The sequence below is a fragment of the Enterococcus sp. FDAARGOS_375 genome, assembly GCF_002393265.1.
GTDB classification, from domain to species: Bacteria; Bacillota; Bacilli; order Lactobacillales; family Enterococcaceae; genus Enterococcus_D; species Enterococcus_D innesii.
In genome coordinates this window covers 2,019,974-2,035,000 of record NZ_CP023515.1, presented here as the reverse complement: position 1 = coordinate 2,035,000, position 15,027 = coordinate 2,019,974, and the positions used below count along the sequence as shown (strand labels likewise).

Genomic DNA, 15,027 nt, shown 5'->3' with positions numbered 1-15,027 from the left:
ACAGCTCCCCAAAGCATATCGGTGTTAGTCCCGTCCTTCATCGGCTCCTAGTGCCAAGGCATCCACCGTGCGCCCTTATTCACTTAACCTTTGACCTTACGGTCGGTTTTGAGTACTTCTTCTAGCGATAGAAGGTTGCTCAAGAAAATAAGCGTTGAACTTATTAAAAAACTCTTTTAACATTTCAACTCGGTGTGTGTTACTTGTTTTGATTTTTTCTTCGATATCCAGTTTTCAATGAACAAATTTTGTTTGAGAGTAAACCTCTCAAAACTGAACAAAGGCAAACGATGTGTAGTCTTCCGAAATATTCCTTAGAAAGGAGGTGATCCAGCCGCACCTTCCGATACGGCTACCTTGTTACGACTTCACCCCAATCATCTATCCCACCTTAGGCGGCTGGCTCCAAAAAGGTTACCTCACCGACTTCGGGTGTTACAAACTCTCGTGGTGTGACGGGCGGTGTGTACAAGGCCCGGGAACGTATTCACCGCGGCGTGCTGATCCGCGATTACTAGCGATTCCGGCTTCATGTAGGCGAGTTGCAGCCTACAATCCGAACTGAGAGAAGCTTTAAGAGATTAGCTTAGCCTCGCGACTTCGCAACTCGTTGTACTTCCCATTGTAGCACGTGTGTAGCCCAGGTCATAAGGGGCATGATGATTTGACGTCATCCCCACCTTCCTCCGGTTTGTCACCGGCAGTCTCGCTAGAGTGCCCAACTAAATGATGGCAACTAACAATAAGGGTTGCGCTCGTTGCGGGACTTAACCCAACATCTCACGACACGAGCTGACGACAACCATGCACCACCTGTCACTTTGCCCCCGAAGGGGAAGCTCTATCTCTAGAGTGGTCAAAGGATGTCAAGACCTGGTAAGGTTCTTCGCGTTGCTTCGAATTAAACCACATGCTCCACCGCTTGTGCGGGCCCCCGTCAATTCCTTTGAGTTTCAACCTTGCGGTCGTACTCCCCAGGCGGAGTGCTTAATGCGTTTGCTGCAGCACTGAAGGGCGGAAACCCTCCAACACTTAGCACTCATCGTTTACGGCGTGGACTACCAGGGTATCTAATCCTGTTCGCTCCCCACGCTTTCGAGCCTCAGCGTCAGTTACAGACCAGAGAGCCGCCTTCGCCACTGGTGTTCCTCCATATATCTACGCATTTCACCGCTACACATGGAATTCCACTCTCCTCTTCTGCACTCAAGTCTCCCAGTTTCCAATGACCCTCCCCGGTTGAGCCGGGGGCTTTCACATCAGACTTAAGAAACCGCCTGCGCTCGCTTTACGCCCAATAAATCCGGACAACGCTTGCCACCTACGTATTACCGCGGCTGCTGGCACGTAGTTAGCCGTGGCTTTCTGGTTAGATACCGTCAAGGGATGAACATTTTACTCTCATCCTTGTTCTTCTCTAACAACAGAGTTTTACGATCCGAAAACCTTCTTCACTCACGCGGCGTTGCTCGGTCAGACTTTCGTCCATTGCCGAAGATTCCCTACTGCTGCCTCCCGTAGGAGTCTGGGCCGTGTCTCAGTCCCAGTGTGGCCGATCACCCTCTCAGGTCGGCTATGCATCGTTGCCTTGGTGAGCCGTTACCTCACCAACTAGCTAATGCACCGCGGGTCCATCCATCAGTGACGCAAAAGCGCCTTTCAACTTTCTTCCATGCGGAAAATAGTGTTATACGGTATTAGCACCTGTTTCCAAGTGTTATCCCCTTCTGATGGGCAGGTTACCCACGTGTTACTCACCCGTTCGCCACTCTTTTTCTTTCGGTGGAGCAAGCTCCGGTGAAAGAAAAAGCGTTCGACTTGCATGTATTAGGCACGCCGCCAGCGTTCGTCCTGAGCCAGGATCAAACTCTCATAATGATTTGTTTGAATGACCATACGGTCATTAAGCTCATAAAAATTAACTTTGCTAGCTATTGCTTGCATGTATTTGTTTCAATAAATTGAAACGTCCTACACATTGGTTCGTTTGCTTGCTTTGTTCAGTTTTCAAAGGTCTACCGTGCTGTGTTAGCAACTTTTATATCATATCAGAGTGACATTTAATTGTCAACTCTTTTTTAAAAGTTTTTTTCGCTCGTTGTTTTTCAACTTCGTAGCGGCTGCCTCAGCGACTTAATTAGAATAACAAATTACTTGTTATTTGTCAACAACTTTTTTCAATTAATTTTGTTGATGTATCAACATTGATTAACTGTTTTATTATTGCGACTTCGTTATAATATCATCTGTTGCATTTTTGGTCAAGTCTTTTTTTGAAGTTTTTTCAACTGTTGTTTTGACCCGCTGGCTCAATTGCCAACGTTGACTAATTTACCATTCTTCTTGACTCAGGTCAAGGAAATATTTCATTTTATTTACAAAAAGTTTTCAATAAAAAAAGACCGTCGTAACGGTCTTCAGTTTTTTCGCTAATATTCAGGTGCTAAAAGAACGGAACGCCTTCAATCTCGTAGTCTTCAATGATCTTACGAAAGATATTGGGCTCTTCCCACGCATACCCTTCTGGCAGCTGTTGCGTTTGTCCTGCTTCTTGTGTTTCAAAAACAAATAAAGGAATGTTTTGCGTATCAATATTGCCATTTGTGAGTTCAACGAGTTCGATCGCTGTCACATCAAGGTGGATACGGTCTTTAAACAATTGTAAGATCGTAGCCAAGCCGGTTTTATCTTCAGAAAAATCCGTTGACGCTAATTCCGCAGTGCCTTCGTGTATTTGCATCAAAAATCGTTTCGAACCATTTGCTAAGTGCATCATAACTGTACCCGCTACTTTTTTGGATCCCAAAATACCCACCTCAGTTATTCATCTGTTTGTAAACTAATTTTAGCACATTTTCAGAAAATATGCACGATTATCTGCTGCTGTTTTCTTTTTCTAACATTTCTTTGGCCTCTTTCACCCACACTGGTAAAGCTTCTCCAATCGTACGAAAACCGATCCGCTTATTCTTATTTGTAAAGTAGCGTTTACGCTTAAAGGGTGGCTGAACAAAACTCGTTTCCAATGTACGGCGGGATAAACTGATCTTTTGGCTGTATTCGTCAATATCAATGATTTGTACACGGATCTTTTGCCCGATCTGTAAGACTTCATGGATATTTTTGGTAAACCCAGATTGGATCTCTGAAACATGGATCAATCCTTGTGTTTCCTTATCTAACGAAACAAATGCACCATAGGGTTGAATCCCAGTGACTGTTCCTTCTATAATGTTCCCGATTTGATAATTCATAGTCTTTCCTCTCTTTTCCACTTTCATTATACTTGAACTAGTGGTAGATTTGAAGCATCAGAAACAACGTTGCACAATATAGGAGGGAAACGCATGATCAATTTTGACAAAGTTCATCCACGCTTAAATACCAATAGCGTCAAATGGGATACCATTGCAAAAACCTATAAGGAAGAAAACTTGTTGCCGCTTTGGGTAGCCGACATGGATTTTCTGGCACCAGAACCTGTGAAAAAAGCGTTAGAAAAAGCAGTTGCCCAAGGGATCTATGGGTACTCCACTATCCCTGATTCGCTGCTTGAATCCATCATCGATTGGCAGCAAAGACGTCATGGTTATACCATCAATAAGGAAGCGATCCTTTTTAACAGCGGTGTGGTCCCTAGTATTGCACTGGCGATCCAAAGTTATACGCAAGAAGGAGATGCCGTATTGATCCACGATCCGGTCTACCATCCCTTTGCCCATGTTGTCAAAAACAATCAGCGGACCTTAATTCAAGAACCGTTACTAGAAAAAGAGGGCCACTTCGTCATCGATTTTGAGGCGATGGAACAAACCATCATCGAAAAGAAGGTAAAATTGTTTCTTCTATGTAATCCTCATAATCCTGGCGGTCGCGTGTGGTCAAAAGAAGAACTGCTGACGATCGGCCGTATTTGTCAAAAGCACCAGGTGATCGTTGTCAGTGATGAGATCCATCAAGACATCGTTTTTGCACCAAATCAATTTGTCTCTTTCCAAACAGTCGAGCCAAGCTTTGCCGATTTTTCGATCATCTTGACCTCAGCAACCAAGACCTTTAATTTAGCTGGGATCAAAAATTCGATGGTATTCATCAAAGACAAAACCTTGCGCAGCCAATTTGCAAAAACACAAGAACGCAACGTTCAAGGGGAAATTAATACGTTTGGGGTGGTCGCTACTGAAGCAGCGTATCGTGAATCTGAAGCATGGTTAGAAGAACTTTTGTCCTATTTAGAAGCAAATCGCACCTTTGTCTGCGACTTTTTGACTGAACAACTCCCAGCAGTGACCTCTCAAAAACCCGAAGGTACTTACTTGATCTGGCTGGATTTTTCTGCCTATGGCCTAACGGACAATCAGCTGCAGCGCAAACTGATCAAAGAAGCCAATGTCGTATTGAATCAAGGAAGTATCTTTGGTCCTCGCGGCAGTCACCATATGCGGCTGAACTTTGCCTGTCCTAAAGAGCTATTAGAAAAAGCACTCAATCAAATCGCCGCCGCGTTTAAAGACCAACCGATCGGTTAACTCTTTCTTATGAAAAAAAGAACCCTAAAGCTGCCATTTCAACGACCTCCTTGAGGATGACCGTTGAAACTGCTTTTGGGTTCTTTTGTTTTATTCGCTGATTTCGATCGTTTCGATCACTACATCATGCACTGGACGATCTTGTGGTCCTCGTTGCACGCCAGCGATTTCATCAACGACTGACATTCCTTCGATCACATGACCGAAGACTGTGTGACGGAAATCTAACCAAGGAGTACCACCTGCTTGATACGCTTCGATGATTTCAGCTGGATAACCAGCACCTTCTAATTGACCTAACATGTTGCTAGGAACATTTTGATTGTTTACGATGAAAAACTGGCTGCCGTTAGTATTCGGACCAGCGTTTGCCATGGATAAAGCGCCACGAAGATTGAACAATTCTTTTGAAAATTCATCTTCAAAGCTGCCACCATAGATGCTTTCGCCGCCCATCCCTGTACCAGTTGGATCGCCGCCTTGAATCATAAAATCAGGAATGACACGGTGGAAGATGATCCCATCGTAATACCCTTTTTTCGCTAATTCAACGAAGTTTTTCACTGTTTTTGGTGCCAATTCTGGGAACAATTGTACAACTACATCCCCACGATTGGTTTTGATGACTGCTTTATGGCCAGTTTGTTTTTCTAATGCTAACTGTGGAAATTCAGACACATTAACTCCTCCTTCTCTCTCATAAATCCATGATAGCAGAAAATTGAAAAAATGCTAGTTTGGATAATTTTTGCTATAATGAAGCTATTCGTACAATACGAACACGCTTCACCCCAACGTGGTTAGAAAAGAGGAATAACATGGATATTTTTGATATAACGATTATCGGCGCGGGACCTAGCGGGATGTTTTCTGCTTTCTATGCCGGTATGCGTAACGCCAAAACCAAGATCATCGACAGCTTGCCGCAATTAGGCGGTCAGCTTGCTACTTTATACCCAGAAAAATACATCTACGATATCCCAGGTTATCCGAAAATCAAAGCGGGCGATCTTGTCCAAAACCTGGAAAAACAGTTGACGACCTTCAATCACCAATATTGTTTAGAAGAAACCGTCTTGTCGGTCGAAAAACAAGAAGACTATATCGAAGTCACCACCGACAAAGGAATCCATTACTCGAAAGCCGTGATTTTGGCTTTAGGAAACGGCTCCTTTCAGCCGCGCAAACTGACTTTGCCAGAAAGCGAGCGGTTTGAAGGATACGGCTTAGACTATTTTGTCACCGATTTGATGAAGTATGCTGGACGCAAAGTAGCGATTGCCGGTGGCGGCGATTCTGCCATCGATTGGGCATTGATGCTAGAGCCGATCGCTAGTGAAGTCTACTTGATCCATCGCCGTCCTGAATTTCGTGCCCATGAACATAGCGTCAGCAAATTACAGGCTTCTGCCGTCAACATTTTGACTCCTTATGTGATCCAAGAGATCCAAGGAGAGCAACGTTTGACTGGTGTCTCGTTGCAGCAAGTCAAAGGTGATGAAACAGTCAGCCTTTCATTGGATGCTTTGATCGTCAATTACGGTTTTTCTTCCACATTGAACATCAAGGATTGGGGCATGAAAAGCAGCCGCCAAGGAGTCTTCGTCTCTTCAGATATGAGTACGTCTGTTCCTGGGATCTATGGCTGTGGGGATGTCGTTTTATACGATGGAAAAGTCGACCTGATCGCTACTGGTTTCGGGGAAGCCCCAACTGCGGTGAACAATGCGCTCCACTACATTGATCCCAAAACGCGGACACAACCTGCCCATAGTACAAGTCTTTTTAAGGAGTAGCTGAGATGAAACAAGCTGGTCAACGTCAACTTGCCACCTATACTCTCCCTTTACAGGGAGAGACCCTCACTGAGCAAATGGTTCAGTATCTGGAAGCCTTCGATCATGCCGAAACGGCGGTCCACAATCTAGCCGTTGCCCAAGAAGCCAAACGATTGGCAGAACGGTTTCAAGTCAATGCGGAGAAAGCTTACTTGGCAGCACTGCTGCACGATGTCAGCGTCGTCATCCCTAATGACCAGCGAATCGCCTTGCAGATAGCAGTAGGCGAACCGATCTTAGATGCGGAGCGGCAAGCACCTTTTTTGCTGCATCAGCAGCAATCCGCTTCGTTGGCAAAAACGGTTTTTCAGGTGTCTGATCCAGACATTCTGTCCGCCATCAGCTGTCATACCACCTTAAAGGCCCATTATCGTCGTCTCGATCTAGTTGTTTTTTTAGCCGACAAAATCAAATGGGATCGCAAAGATCAAGCGCCTTTCTTAACCGGCTTATTAGACCGCCTCGATGATTCCTTGGAAGCCGCCGCTGGGTATTATATGGACTGGCTTTTTGCTGGTGACTTGGTGGTCCCCCATCCTTGGGCAGTGGCAGCCAAAGCAGAACTAGCCAACACCTGTGCTTCAGTGGATGTCAGAAGGGATTAACACCCAAATGGCATGGCCTGCAACTGGAATAGGCCACTACTTATGATCGCAATCCATCAGTCGCATGTTGACTTTTGAATAAACTATTTTTACATGGAGGGGAACTATATGGTATTAGAAAGCAAAACACTTGAAGACAAAGCAAGAGAATTGTTAGCCGACCGCGGTGTCTCGCTGCAAGACATTGGCGAATTGGTGATGTTCTTGCAAAAAGACTACATTGAAGGCATCACCTTGGAGATGTGTATCGAAAGCGTCAACGCTGTCTTAAGCAAGCGGGAAGTCCACAATACGATTTTAACGGGTGTCCAATTGGATATTTTGGCAGAAGAAAATCAACTGCTGCATCCACTGCAAGAAATCGTTAAAGAAGACGAAGGGCTTTATGGGATCGATGAGATCCTCGCTCTATCCATCGTCAACGTGTACGGCTCGATCGGCTTTACTAACTACGGATACATTGATAAAGTCAAACCGGGTATTTTGAAAGAACTGAACAAGCATGACGGTCCCCGCGTTCACACCTTTTTAGATGATATCGTAGGTGCCATCGCAGCTTCTGCCGCAAGTCGCTTAGCCCATCAACACCCAAGTAAATCTCATTACATTACACAATAAAAAAAAGACCGACGATTCGCCTCCCTCAAAGTGTAGTGACCCCAAAAAGTTAGACTTTTATGGAGTGGAGAAATCCACTCCTTTTTTGTACGATAAAATTAACTGTTAGACAGCTGTTTTTACAGCTTCTCGAAACTGAACCGGACTTCGCCAATTTAATTTCTTTTTGATGCGTTTATGGTTGTAATAATAGATATATTGGTCAATTTTTGTTCTCAATTCATCTAAACTCCGATAGACTTCTCCATGAAAAATCTCTTGCTTTAATAAACCAAAGAAGTTTTCCATAGGTGAGTTATCTAAACAATTCCCTTTACGAGACATACTCTGGAAGATTTTATGCTGCTTCAATTTATTCTTATAAGCATTCATTTGATAGGCCCATCCTTGATCTGAATGGAAGGTTCTACGAAATGGACAATCATTTGTCATCTGGATTGCTTCTTCTAATCCTTCCATTATGGCTAGTGCGTTTGGTTTTTCAGAAATCCGATAAGATAGAATTTCACTATTGTAGAAATCCATGAAAGGATCTAAATACAGCTTTTTCTGACGAACGACACCTGTGGTGTCTACTTCATAATACTTAAACTCTGTGGTATCAGTTGTAATTTTTTGGTGACAGATATTTGTATAAAACCGACGATGAATACGATTTTTGGCGACAGTGCCAACCTTCCCACGATAAGAATTGTACCGTCGAGATTTTCGAGTGTAAGACTTTACTTCGATACCTAGTTTTTTTATCAGACGTTGAATCTTCTTTTTATTGACATGAATCCCTTGATTCTCTAATTCTTTTTTAGTCGCAGACAGCCATAGTCTTTATGCTCCTTGCGAATTTCAATCATTTTTTCTTCAATTTCTTGGTCTGGGTTTGGTCTGTCAAACCGTTTCTGCCAATACATATAGGTTGCTTTAGGAAATTTCAATGTTTCAAGAAGCTCAACTAGTTTGAATGATCCTCGGAGGCTGGCGATGATTCGTGCGATTGATTCTTGCGTCTTTGCTGGGCTTCCTGTTTTCGCAGCTTCCTCAACTCTTTTAAAAAGGCATTCTCAATTTGAAGGGATCGGACTTGCTTTTCTAATGCCTTGATACGATCGCGTTCTTCAGTTGTTGTATTTTCTTTTTTGTTCTCTTTTTTTCTAGCCAAAGTAAGTGATCGCCCTTTCTCTTTTGAGATCCCCTCAATACCTGCTTCTCTGAAATTACGCATCCAATTGGCAATAAGCGCAGGGTTGTTCATTTCTAAAGTGCTGGCAACTTCTCGATAGGACATCTCACTTGTTTGATATAACTCTATCGCATTTAACTTAAATTGAACAGAATATTTCTGATTTTGATGCTTTCTCAATAGACCTTCCTCTCCGTATTCACGATAGGCATTCACCCAATCACTTACTTGAGACTTGCTTGAAATACCGTATTTATTGGCAAGATGCCGATATCCACCCACACCACTAAGATATTCTTTAACGATTTTTAGTTTTAATTCAAAAGGATATTTTGCCATACAAATAGCGACCCCCAAAAGTTAGATTTTTGGTCTAACTTTTGGGGGTCGCTTCAAAGGAAGGGGATCGTTGGCCTTTTTTTCATTATGCTGTTTTTTTCAAGCCTCGTTTGCCCCACCAATAGAAGGCAAAAAAGAAGACTTCAATCAAGACGAAAAAGAGAATAAAGCAATGCATGAAAAACGTTTCTGGCAGCACGTTGATGATCGGATCGGTGGCTGGATTAAAGAGCCAATCGTCGTTACTGAAGAAAATCTCATGGAACGTAACGAAAAAGCGGTCAAAGCCGACAGCCATCAAAAACCCGAAAATCAGCGGTAAAATCATTCCCCATTGAAAGGGACGAATCAAGCGCCATTGCTGTTGTTTTTGCCGTAACCGATTGACGAACCAGATACTGGGCAGCAAAGTGACGATCATCACGGCATAATTTAATAGAAACAACTGTTTCACATCGTAAAAATGCCCAGCGCCAGCTTCAGACATTGGAAAATCTGGCAAGGCGAGCGTACTTGCAAAGGGATTGTTTAGAAAATCTAACAATAAGCCATAGTTCTTCAACAACTCTTCTCTTGATAGCGAGGTATAATCCAGCAGATTCAAGTGATCGACATCAAACCAATATAACGGTCGAAAATTGATCGTTAGGGTGATCGCCAGACTGACCAAAAACAAAAACAAGCAGACAAATCCTAAGCGTTCAAGCCACACTTGTTTTTTCATTGTTCAAAATCCCACTCATCTAAAGAATCAACCACATAGGTTGGTGCTACTGGTAATGTCGGAACTGCCGCTTTCGGGGTAAAGCCAGATAATACGAGCAAAGAATCGATCCCGTTTTGGATCCCCGAGCGAATATCGGTTTCGTAATTGTCCCCCACCATCAAGACCTCTTCTTTTGATAAGCCGATGTGTGCCACCGCTTTTTCCATAATGATGGCTTCTGGTTTGCCAATAAAGATCGGTTGCGTTTGGGTGGCAGTCTCCACCATTGCGATCAGTGAACCTGCACCAGGTAATAAACCTCTTTCCGTCGGGATATTTTTGTCTGGATTGGTCCCGATAAAGGTTGCTCCTTTTTGGATCGCTAACGTTGCTAAAACAAATTTTTCATACGTCACGTGGTTGTCTAAGCCAACCACGACATAATCCGGGTTGGTTTCCTCCCACTCAAACCCAGCAGCTAAGATCAAATCGATCAACCCCGCTTCGCCAATCACAAATACTTTGCGGCCTTTGCCATGATCTTTCATAAAATCGATTGTCGCCAAGCTTGCGGTATAGATCGTTTCTGGTGCCACATGGATCGAAAATTCATCCGCTAATCGCTGCGCCACGACTTCGGGACTGCGGGTCGTATTATTGGTCACAAATAAATAGGGCAGTCCTTTTTCTTGTAAGGACTCTACGAAGCGTTTCCCAGCAGGGATCGGCGCTTTTCCTAAATAAATCGTGCCGTCTAAATCAATCAAATAGCCTTTATATTTCATCTTATTCTTCCCTTTGTCGAATCGTAAACTCTTTTTTGCCTTTTTTCACCGTGGTTGTTTCGGTTTTTTTGACGTTCTTTTCTTTTGGTTTACGATTTTTGATCGTTGGTTTGCTTTTTTTCTGCGGTACTGTGTCACGCTTTTCTTCTATATGGGCGTTTTGTTGTGTGTTTTGATTTTGATTGTTTTGGGTTGGCTTTTTCTTGCGTCGGCGAGAGGTACTTTTTTCTTTTTTGCCGCCAACTCGTTGGATCACGAAATAGGCACAACCGAAGTTACAATACTCATACAAATAGTCTTCCAGCATGTCGATACGCTGATCGGGTAATGCTTTGCGGTTATCTTTTTCAAAAAAGCCTTTCAAACGCAGCTGCTCATAACCCCAATCGCCTACAATATAATCATAACGTGCCAACACTTCACTGTAACGCTCGCCAAGTTTTTCTGGATTGAAGCCTTCACGATAATCCATGACCAATTTGTATTGTCGATTGCCAATCATTAATTCTTCATCATTTAACAAAGTCACCAACTCGCCTTTTTGCGGTTGTTTCGCTGGTTCTTCAATAATTTCTTCTAGTACAGATGTCATCTCATCTGTGATCGTTTGTTTTTCGGTCATTTTTTCACCACCTGCTGTTTATTATACCTTGTTTTATTCCCCAATGATAGTCGCGGTTTTCTCGCAAAATCCAGCTGGAGGAGTGACGAACTACTGGATGGAGTATTTCTGGCTCAGGTAATCACCGACCACTGTGCGAATAAAGTCTGGAAAAAGAAACTCAACGGTTCCAGCAATCTCGATCGTCGGGAAAAACGGAATAAACAAGTAGTGATCCACAAGGGTCAACGTGTAGCTTTGAGCAGGATCGACGGGCTCTTGTTTCCACAATACTTGGTGGTTTTTTTCATCAAAGCGGATGCCTTCATAAACCAGTTCGCCAAAAATCTTCCCTCGAAAACCCATTCCCATAATTGGGAAATTGCGCAAAAAGTTGCGATTTTTTTCCATCTCTAAGATCAATCGAATGACATCCGCGCCTTGCAGCGTCACCCGAATCAAATGCATCGGATGGGGTAAAATCGTGTGCAGTTGATCTTGATCGACCCGTCCTTGCGGCAAATCATCTAAAAATAGCCCCGTATTTAAGATGGCGGCATCCGTCTGTCCTTTGGCACATAATGCCAAAAGCGCCTCCCGAACCAAGGAATGTTCACTTTGCCAATCCCTCGTAAACGCTGCTGGAATTTCTGCCACCTGATTTGCCCGCAACAAGCGATGGCCGATCGACAGATATTCGGCGATCTCTTCCTCATCTTGCGGAAAAGCCACCAACGAATCCGTCGGAATCACACGGGCGCGATGCTTGATCGGGCGGTGGTGATCATCTAAGACCACTTCGACTTCGCCAATGTTAAAACCAAACTTGCCAGCTGCCCCAATTTGAACCCCGTTGATGACTTCGCCCTTTTCAAACAAATGGTGCGTGTGGGAACCTAATATAACATTTAGTTCTGGAAAGTCCCTCGCAATCTGGCGGTCAGCATTGATGCCTAGATGGCTCATCAAGACCAGCAGATCGACCTCGGGGCGCAAATGCTGCACCAATGAAGGTAAAATCTCCAAGGGTTCGCGAATGTCCCAGCCGTTTGGGGCATATGTCAGCGGAAACGGTGCTGTAAAAGCGATCAGACCGATTTTGGCGCCTTGATTGCTTTCCATGATTTTGTATTCTTGTGCCCATTTGGGTGGACGTAAATCCTGTTTATCAAATAAATTGCCTAAAATGACAGGAAATGCTGCTTGGTCATATAAATGCTGCAAGACCTCTTTGGGATTGCCGACCCCTTCATTGTTCCCAATCGTCACCGCATCGTAATGTCCTTGATTCATCAAATCGACATTCGCCTTGCCGTCAGTTGCTTCTGTCAAAGGATGCCAACGATCGACAAAGTCGCCTAAGTCGACTGCGATCACTGTCTCTTCGGTCGTATCCGCTTCTCGTTTTCTTTGATCCAAATAACGCCGCATCTTCGGCCAATGTTCTAGGTGGGAATGCAGATCGTTCGTATGGATAATCGTAATTTTTTCCATTGTGCGCCTCTTTTCAAATACGTCGCCTGAAATCACTATCCATTTCTCTTGGCATCAAGGGTTGCCAGTAGAAAGACGACGGAAGTCTCTACAAAATAAGCATAGCATAAAATCTCTGGGAAACCATTGGAATGCTTGGAAAAGAATGGAATAAATAGGCAGTCATTTGTCAAAAAGTACCGCCATGTTTTGCTCAATTGTTGGAATGATTTTTTTCCAAGCAAATACGATCCAAAATATATAGCACCAACATACGATCATACAATTATTGAGTAATTCTCGTTTATCGTATATACTGTATATACGATATAAGGAGGAGATGTAAAGTGAGTATTCAAGAACGAAAAATTAGAAAGAGCGGAAATTCAGTTGTTTTAACATTATCGAAAGAATTATTAGAAAAAATAGGAATTCAAGAAAATGATTACGTATTTGTTGATGAAGACAAATTAGCTGCTGCAATCACGAAAAAGTCATTACCTTCTGAGCAGGAACTTGAAATCAATCGTTTAATCGATCAATCTTTTTCTCAATATGAAGAGATGTATAAGGAGCTCGCAAATCATTGACAATCTACTTATCAGAAAAACAAATCATAAAAATGAATGTCGTGCTTATCAAAAGTCAAACACCAAATGAAGAGATCGGCTTGCGTGATCCATCTGGATTAGCCATGGCTGTAAAACAACCGCAACAAATCGTTTTTTCAAAAGAATTATATCCCTCAATGGAGGAAAAAGCTGCAATCCTTCTAATCAACTTAATCAAAAAACATCCCTTTCATAATGCCAATAAACGAATGGCTTTCATGGCAACGGATGTTTTTTTCAAGCTTAACCACTATGAAACTTTTTTCGAACAAAATCAAACGATTGCATTTCTGGTGCACATTGCGAAATATGACGAAAATAAATTTGATACTTTAAAACGATCAACCTCTGACTACCTTCGAAAATACACAAGAAAGTCGTAAAAAAGTAACTAGCTAATCAGCAATTCTTCACCTACAATCAAACAATCGTGATTCACTTTTTACTAGATTGGCTAAAAATTGATCATGAAAATTTATCAAAGAGAAGACTCAACTAAAGACTTTCAGACAATAAAAAAACCTAAGACAGTCTGTCTCAGGTTTGAATGATGATCGATTCAATTAGTACTACTGCTTTCTTCAATAGCAGGCAGTTTTTCAATCAGACACATGGAGAATCCTGCTTAGTGCTGCTTCCTTCCGGATCTGACACGCTTCACAAGACCTCCATTGTCCTAGCCTTTCGGCAAAACTTAGTATAACGTATTTCGTTAAAGATTGCCAGCCTTTTTTTGTTTTTTCTTTTCTCGTAATGCTCTGAAAAAATCTGTTAGCAGCTGGCCGCATGCTTCTTCTAAAATGCCGCCTTCCACATAGGACCAATGGTTGAAGCGCTCATCTTCCAATAAATTCATCAATGTACCAGCAGTGCCGCCTTTGGGATCGTAGGCACCAAAATACACTTCTTCCACCCGTGCCAATAACATCGCCCCACTACACATCGGGCATGGTTCCAAGGTCACAAACAGCTGCGCTTGTTCTAAGCGCCAACTTCCGACAGTGCGACAGGCTTCTTCGATCGCAAACATCTCCGCATGCGCTGCGGCTTGCTGCTGCGTTTCTCGTAGATTGTGCCCACGACCAATGATTTTACCATCCAAGACGACGACAGCACCGATCGGTACTTCTGCCAACCCTTCTGCTTTTCGAGCTTCTTTGATTGCTTCTTCCATAAAGAACGCTTTTTCCTCGGCAGTCAAGGTACTTGTTTTTTCCACGACTTCACTTTCACTCCTCTACCTCGCACCATTTCGTGCATTTCCTTGTTAGTATAACGAAAAACGCTTAGAAAGACGAGAAAAACTCGCAAAGACCGATGTCCCTGCGAGTTTCAAATGGAATGATTGGCTTAAAAGACGGAATCAACAAAGCTCGTCAACTTGTCTTTGACATGTTCTGTCGAATCTTTGATATTGTCTCCGTAAACAGAGATTTTGTTGCGGCCCTCATTGACTTTTTTCATCACACCTAACAACGAATCCAATTCATTGTCAGATAAGCCGTCTACGACATCCAGCAATTTTTCATTGCCGTTGAATTTGTCATCGACAAATTTCTTTACTTTGTGTCGGTTGCAAGCGAAGCGTACTTTATTGAATACTTTGTCTGATACAACGACGGCAGTAGTGATCCCAGCGATCGCTGCAATGCTTAATCCAATCGTTACTTTTGATGATGTTTTCATATCGATCAGCTCCCTTATTTTGCTACTTCCATCATAGCACGAGGACTGAAATAAAAACA

Annotated in this window: 15 protein-coding genes, 2 rRNA genes, 1 other RNA gene and 1 pseudogene (1 of these 19 running past the window's edge); 6 read left to right on the top strand and 13 right to left on the bottom strand. The window is 43.0% G+C overall.

Annotation, left to right across the window (positions count from 1 at the left end; translation table 11 throughout):
* The 4 genes from CO692_RS10850 to CO692_RS10835 all read right to left on the bottom strand — a co-directional run.
* A 23S ribosomal RNA gene (locus CO692_RS10850) occupies nt 1-89 on the bottom strand; it reaches 2,826 nt to the left of the window's first position.
* A 229-nt stretch (nt 90-318) separates the two neighbouring features.
* A 16S ribosomal RNA gene (locus CO692_RS10845) occupies nt 319-1,878 on the bottom strand.
* Together the 16S and 23S rRNA genes form the textbook arrangement of a ribosomal RNA operon.
* 565 nt (nt 1,879-2,443) lie before the next feature.
* A complete protein-coding gene (locus CO692_RS10840) occupies nt 2,444-2,806 on the bottom strand; it encodes a hypothetical protein (RefSeq protein WP_005227664.1) in 363 nt (120 codons plus the stop codon).
* Between the two features lie 67 nt (nt 2,807-2,873).
* On the bottom strand, nt 2,874-3,254 hold the full coding sequence (locus CO692_RS10835) for a CvfD/Ygs/GSP13 family RNA-binding post-transcriptional regulator (protein ID WP_005227662.1): 381 nt from the start codon (nt 3,252-3,254) through the stop codon (nt 2,874-2,876).
* A gap of 93 nt (nt 3,255-3,347) precedes the next feature.
* Here CO692_RS10835 and CO692_RS10830 point away from each other — a divergent pair, with 93 nt between their 5' ends.
* On the top strand, nt 3,348-4,529 hold the full coding sequence (locus CO692_RS10830; protein WP_096742254.1) for a MalY/PatB family protein: 1,182 nt from the start codon (nt 3,348-3,350) through the stop codon (nt 4,527-4,529).
* 90 nt (nt 4,530-4,619) lie between these two features.
* Here CO692_RS10830 and CO692_RS10825 read toward each other — a convergent pair whose 3' ends face one another.
* Nucleotides 4,620-5,207, bottom strand: coding sequence for a peptidylprolyl isomerase (locus CO692_RS10825; RefSeq protein ID WP_005227659.1), 588 nt, complete (start codon nt 5,205-5,207; stop codon nt 4,620-4,622).
* A gap of 140 nt (nt 5,208-5,347) precedes the next feature.
* Here CO692_RS10825 and CO692_RS10820 point away from each other — a divergent pair, with 140 nt between their 5' ends.
* From CO692_RS10820 to CO692_RS10810, 3 genes are all read left to right on the top strand, one after another.
* Nucleotides 5,348-6,325, top strand: a complete 978-nt coding sequence (locus tag CO692_RS10820; RefSeq protein ID WP_010748839.1) for an NAD(P)/FAD-dependent oxidoreductase — start codon at nt 5,348-5,350, stop codon at nt 6,323-6,325.
* Nucleotides 6,326-6,330: 5 nt separating this feature from the next.
* Nucleotides 6,331-6,972: a bis(5'-nucleosyl)-tetraphosphatase (symmetrical) YqeK gene (yqeK, locus tag CO692_RS10815; protein ID WP_096742253.1), complete on the top strand. Its 642-nt coding sequence runs from the start codon at nt 6,331-6,333 to the stop codon at nt 6,970-6,972.
* Nucleotides 6,973-7,080: 108 nt separating this feature from the next.
* Nucleotides 7,081-7,590, top strand: a complete 510-nt coding sequence (locus CO692_RS10810; RefSeq protein ID WP_005227653.1) for a phosphatidylglycerophosphatase A — start codon at nt 7,081-7,083, stop codon at nt 7,588-7,590.
* Nucleotides 7,591-7,695: 105 nt separating this feature from the next.
* On the opposite strand, the pseudogene CO692_RS17685 reads toward CO692_RS10810, so the two are convergent.
* The 5 genes and pseudogenes from CO692_RS17685 to CO692_RS10780 all read right to left on the bottom strand — a co-directional run bounded on the left by CO692_RS17685 (nt 7,696) and on the right by CO692_RS10780 (nt 12,692).
* A pseudogene (locus CO692_RS17685) lies at nt 7,696-9,106 on the bottom strand (IS3 family transposase).
* A gap of 85 nt (nt 9,107-9,191) precedes the next feature.
* Nucleotides 9,192-9,830 (bottom strand): TIGR01906 family membrane protein, encoded by a 639-nt coding sequence (locus CO692_RS10795; RefSeq protein ID WP_015509030.1) that lies wholly within the window; start codon nt 9,828-9,830, stop codon nt 9,192-9,194.
* On the bottom strand, nt 9,827-10,597 hold the full coding sequence (locus CO692_RS10790) for a TIGR01457 family HAD-type hydrolase (RefSeq protein ID WP_010748835.1): 771 nt from the start codon (nt 10,595-10,597) through the stop codon (nt 9,827-9,829). Before CO692_RS10790 ends, CO692_RS10795 begins: the two co-directional genes overlap by 4 nt.
* 1 nt (nt 10,598) lies before the next feature.
* On the bottom strand, nt 10,599-11,219 hold the full coding sequence (locus tag CO692_RS10785; RefSeq protein WP_015509029.1) for a YutD family protein: 621 nt from the start codon (nt 11,217-11,219) through the stop codon (nt 10,599-10,601).
* 90 nt (nt 11,220-11,309) lie between these two features.
* Nucleotides 11,310-12,692, bottom strand: coding sequence for a bifunctional metallophosphatase/5'-nucleotidase (locus CO692_RS10780; RefSeq protein ID WP_096742250.1), 1,383 nt, complete (start codon nt 12,690-12,692; stop codon nt 11,310-11,312).
* A gap of 326 nt (nt 12,693-13,018) precedes the next feature.
* On the opposite strand from CO692_RS10780, the gene CO692_RS10770 reads away from it, so the two are divergent.
* Nucleotides 13,019-13,261: an addiction module antitoxin gene (locus CO692_RS10770; protein ID WP_005227642.1), complete on the top strand. Its 243-nt coding sequence runs from the start codon at nt 13,019-13,021 to the stop codon at nt 13,259-13,261.
* Nucleotides 13,258-13,665: a type II toxin-antitoxin system death-on-curing family toxin gene (locus CO692_RS10765; protein WP_096742248.1), complete on the top strand. Its 408-nt coding sequence runs from the start codon at nt 13,258-13,260 to the stop codon at nt 13,663-13,665. Before CO692_RS10770 ends, CO692_RS10765 begins: the two co-directional genes overlap by 4 nt.
* Before the next feature lie 214 nt (nt 13,666-13,879).
* Here the strand turns inward: CO692_RS10765 and ffs are convergent.
* The 3 genes from ffs to CO692_RS10750 all read right to left on the bottom strand — a co-directional run bounded on the left by ffs (nt 13,880) and on the right by CO692_RS10750 (nt 14,968).
* An RNA gene (gene ffs, locus CO692_RS10760) (signal recognition particle sRNA small type) lies at nt 13,880-13,964 on the bottom strand.
* A 30-nt stretch (nt 13,965-13,994) separates the two neighbouring features.
* A complete protein-coding gene (gene tadA, locus CO692_RS10755) occupies nt 13,995-14,501 on the bottom strand; it encodes a tRNA adenosine(34) deaminase TadA (protein WP_015509027.1) in 507 nt (168 codons plus the stop codon).
* A gap of 131 nt (nt 14,502-14,632) precedes the next feature.
* Entirely contained in the window at nt 14,633-14,968 is a 336-nt protein-coding gene (locus tag CO692_RS10750; RefSeq protein ID WP_005227636.1) for a hypothetical protein, read from the bottom strand.
* Nucleotides 14,969-15,027 lie beyond the last annotated feature (59 nt).

Excerpts from the sequence above, each read along its gene's own strand:
- CO692_RS10835 (WP_005227662.1), bottom strand. The coding sequence starts at position 3,254 with ATGAATTATCAAATCGGGAACATTATAGAAGGAACAGTCACTGGGATT.
- CO692_RS10830 (WP_096742254.1), top strand. The coding sequence starts at position 3,348 with ATGATCAATTTTGACAAAGTTCATCCACGCTTAAATACCAATAGCGTC.
- CO692_RS10820 (WP_010748839.1), top strand. The coding sequence starts at position 5,348 with ATGGATATTTTTGATATAACGATTATCGGCGCGGGACCTAGCGGGATG.
- yqeK (WP_096742253.1), top strand. The coding sequence starts at position 6,331 with ATGAAACAAGCTGGTCAACGTCAACTTGCCACCTATACTCTCCCTTTA.
- CO692_RS10810 (WP_005227653.1), top strand. The coding sequence starts at position 7,081 with ATGGTATTAGAAAGCAAAACACTTGAAGACAAAGCAAGAGAATTGTTA.
- CO692_RS10795 (WP_015509030.1), bottom strand. The coding sequence starts at position 9,830 with ATGAAAAAACAAGTGTGGCTTGAACGCTTAGGATTTGTCTGCTTGTTT.
- CO692_RS10790 (WP_010748835.1), bottom strand. The coding sequence starts at position 10,597 with ATGAAATATAAAGGCTATTTGATTGATTTAGACGGCACGATTTATTTA.
- CO692_RS10785 (WP_015509029.1), bottom strand. The coding sequence starts at position 11,219 with ATGACCGAAAAACAAACGATCACAGATGAGATGACATCTGTACTAGAA.
- CO692_RS10780 (WP_096742250.1), bottom strand. The coding sequence starts at position 12,692 with ATGGAAAAAATTACGATTATCCATACGAACGATCTGCATTCCCACCTA.
- CO692_RS10750 (WP_005227636.1), bottom strand. The coding sequence starts at position 14,968 with ATGAAAACATCATCAAAAGTAACGATTGGATTAAGCATTGCAGCGATC.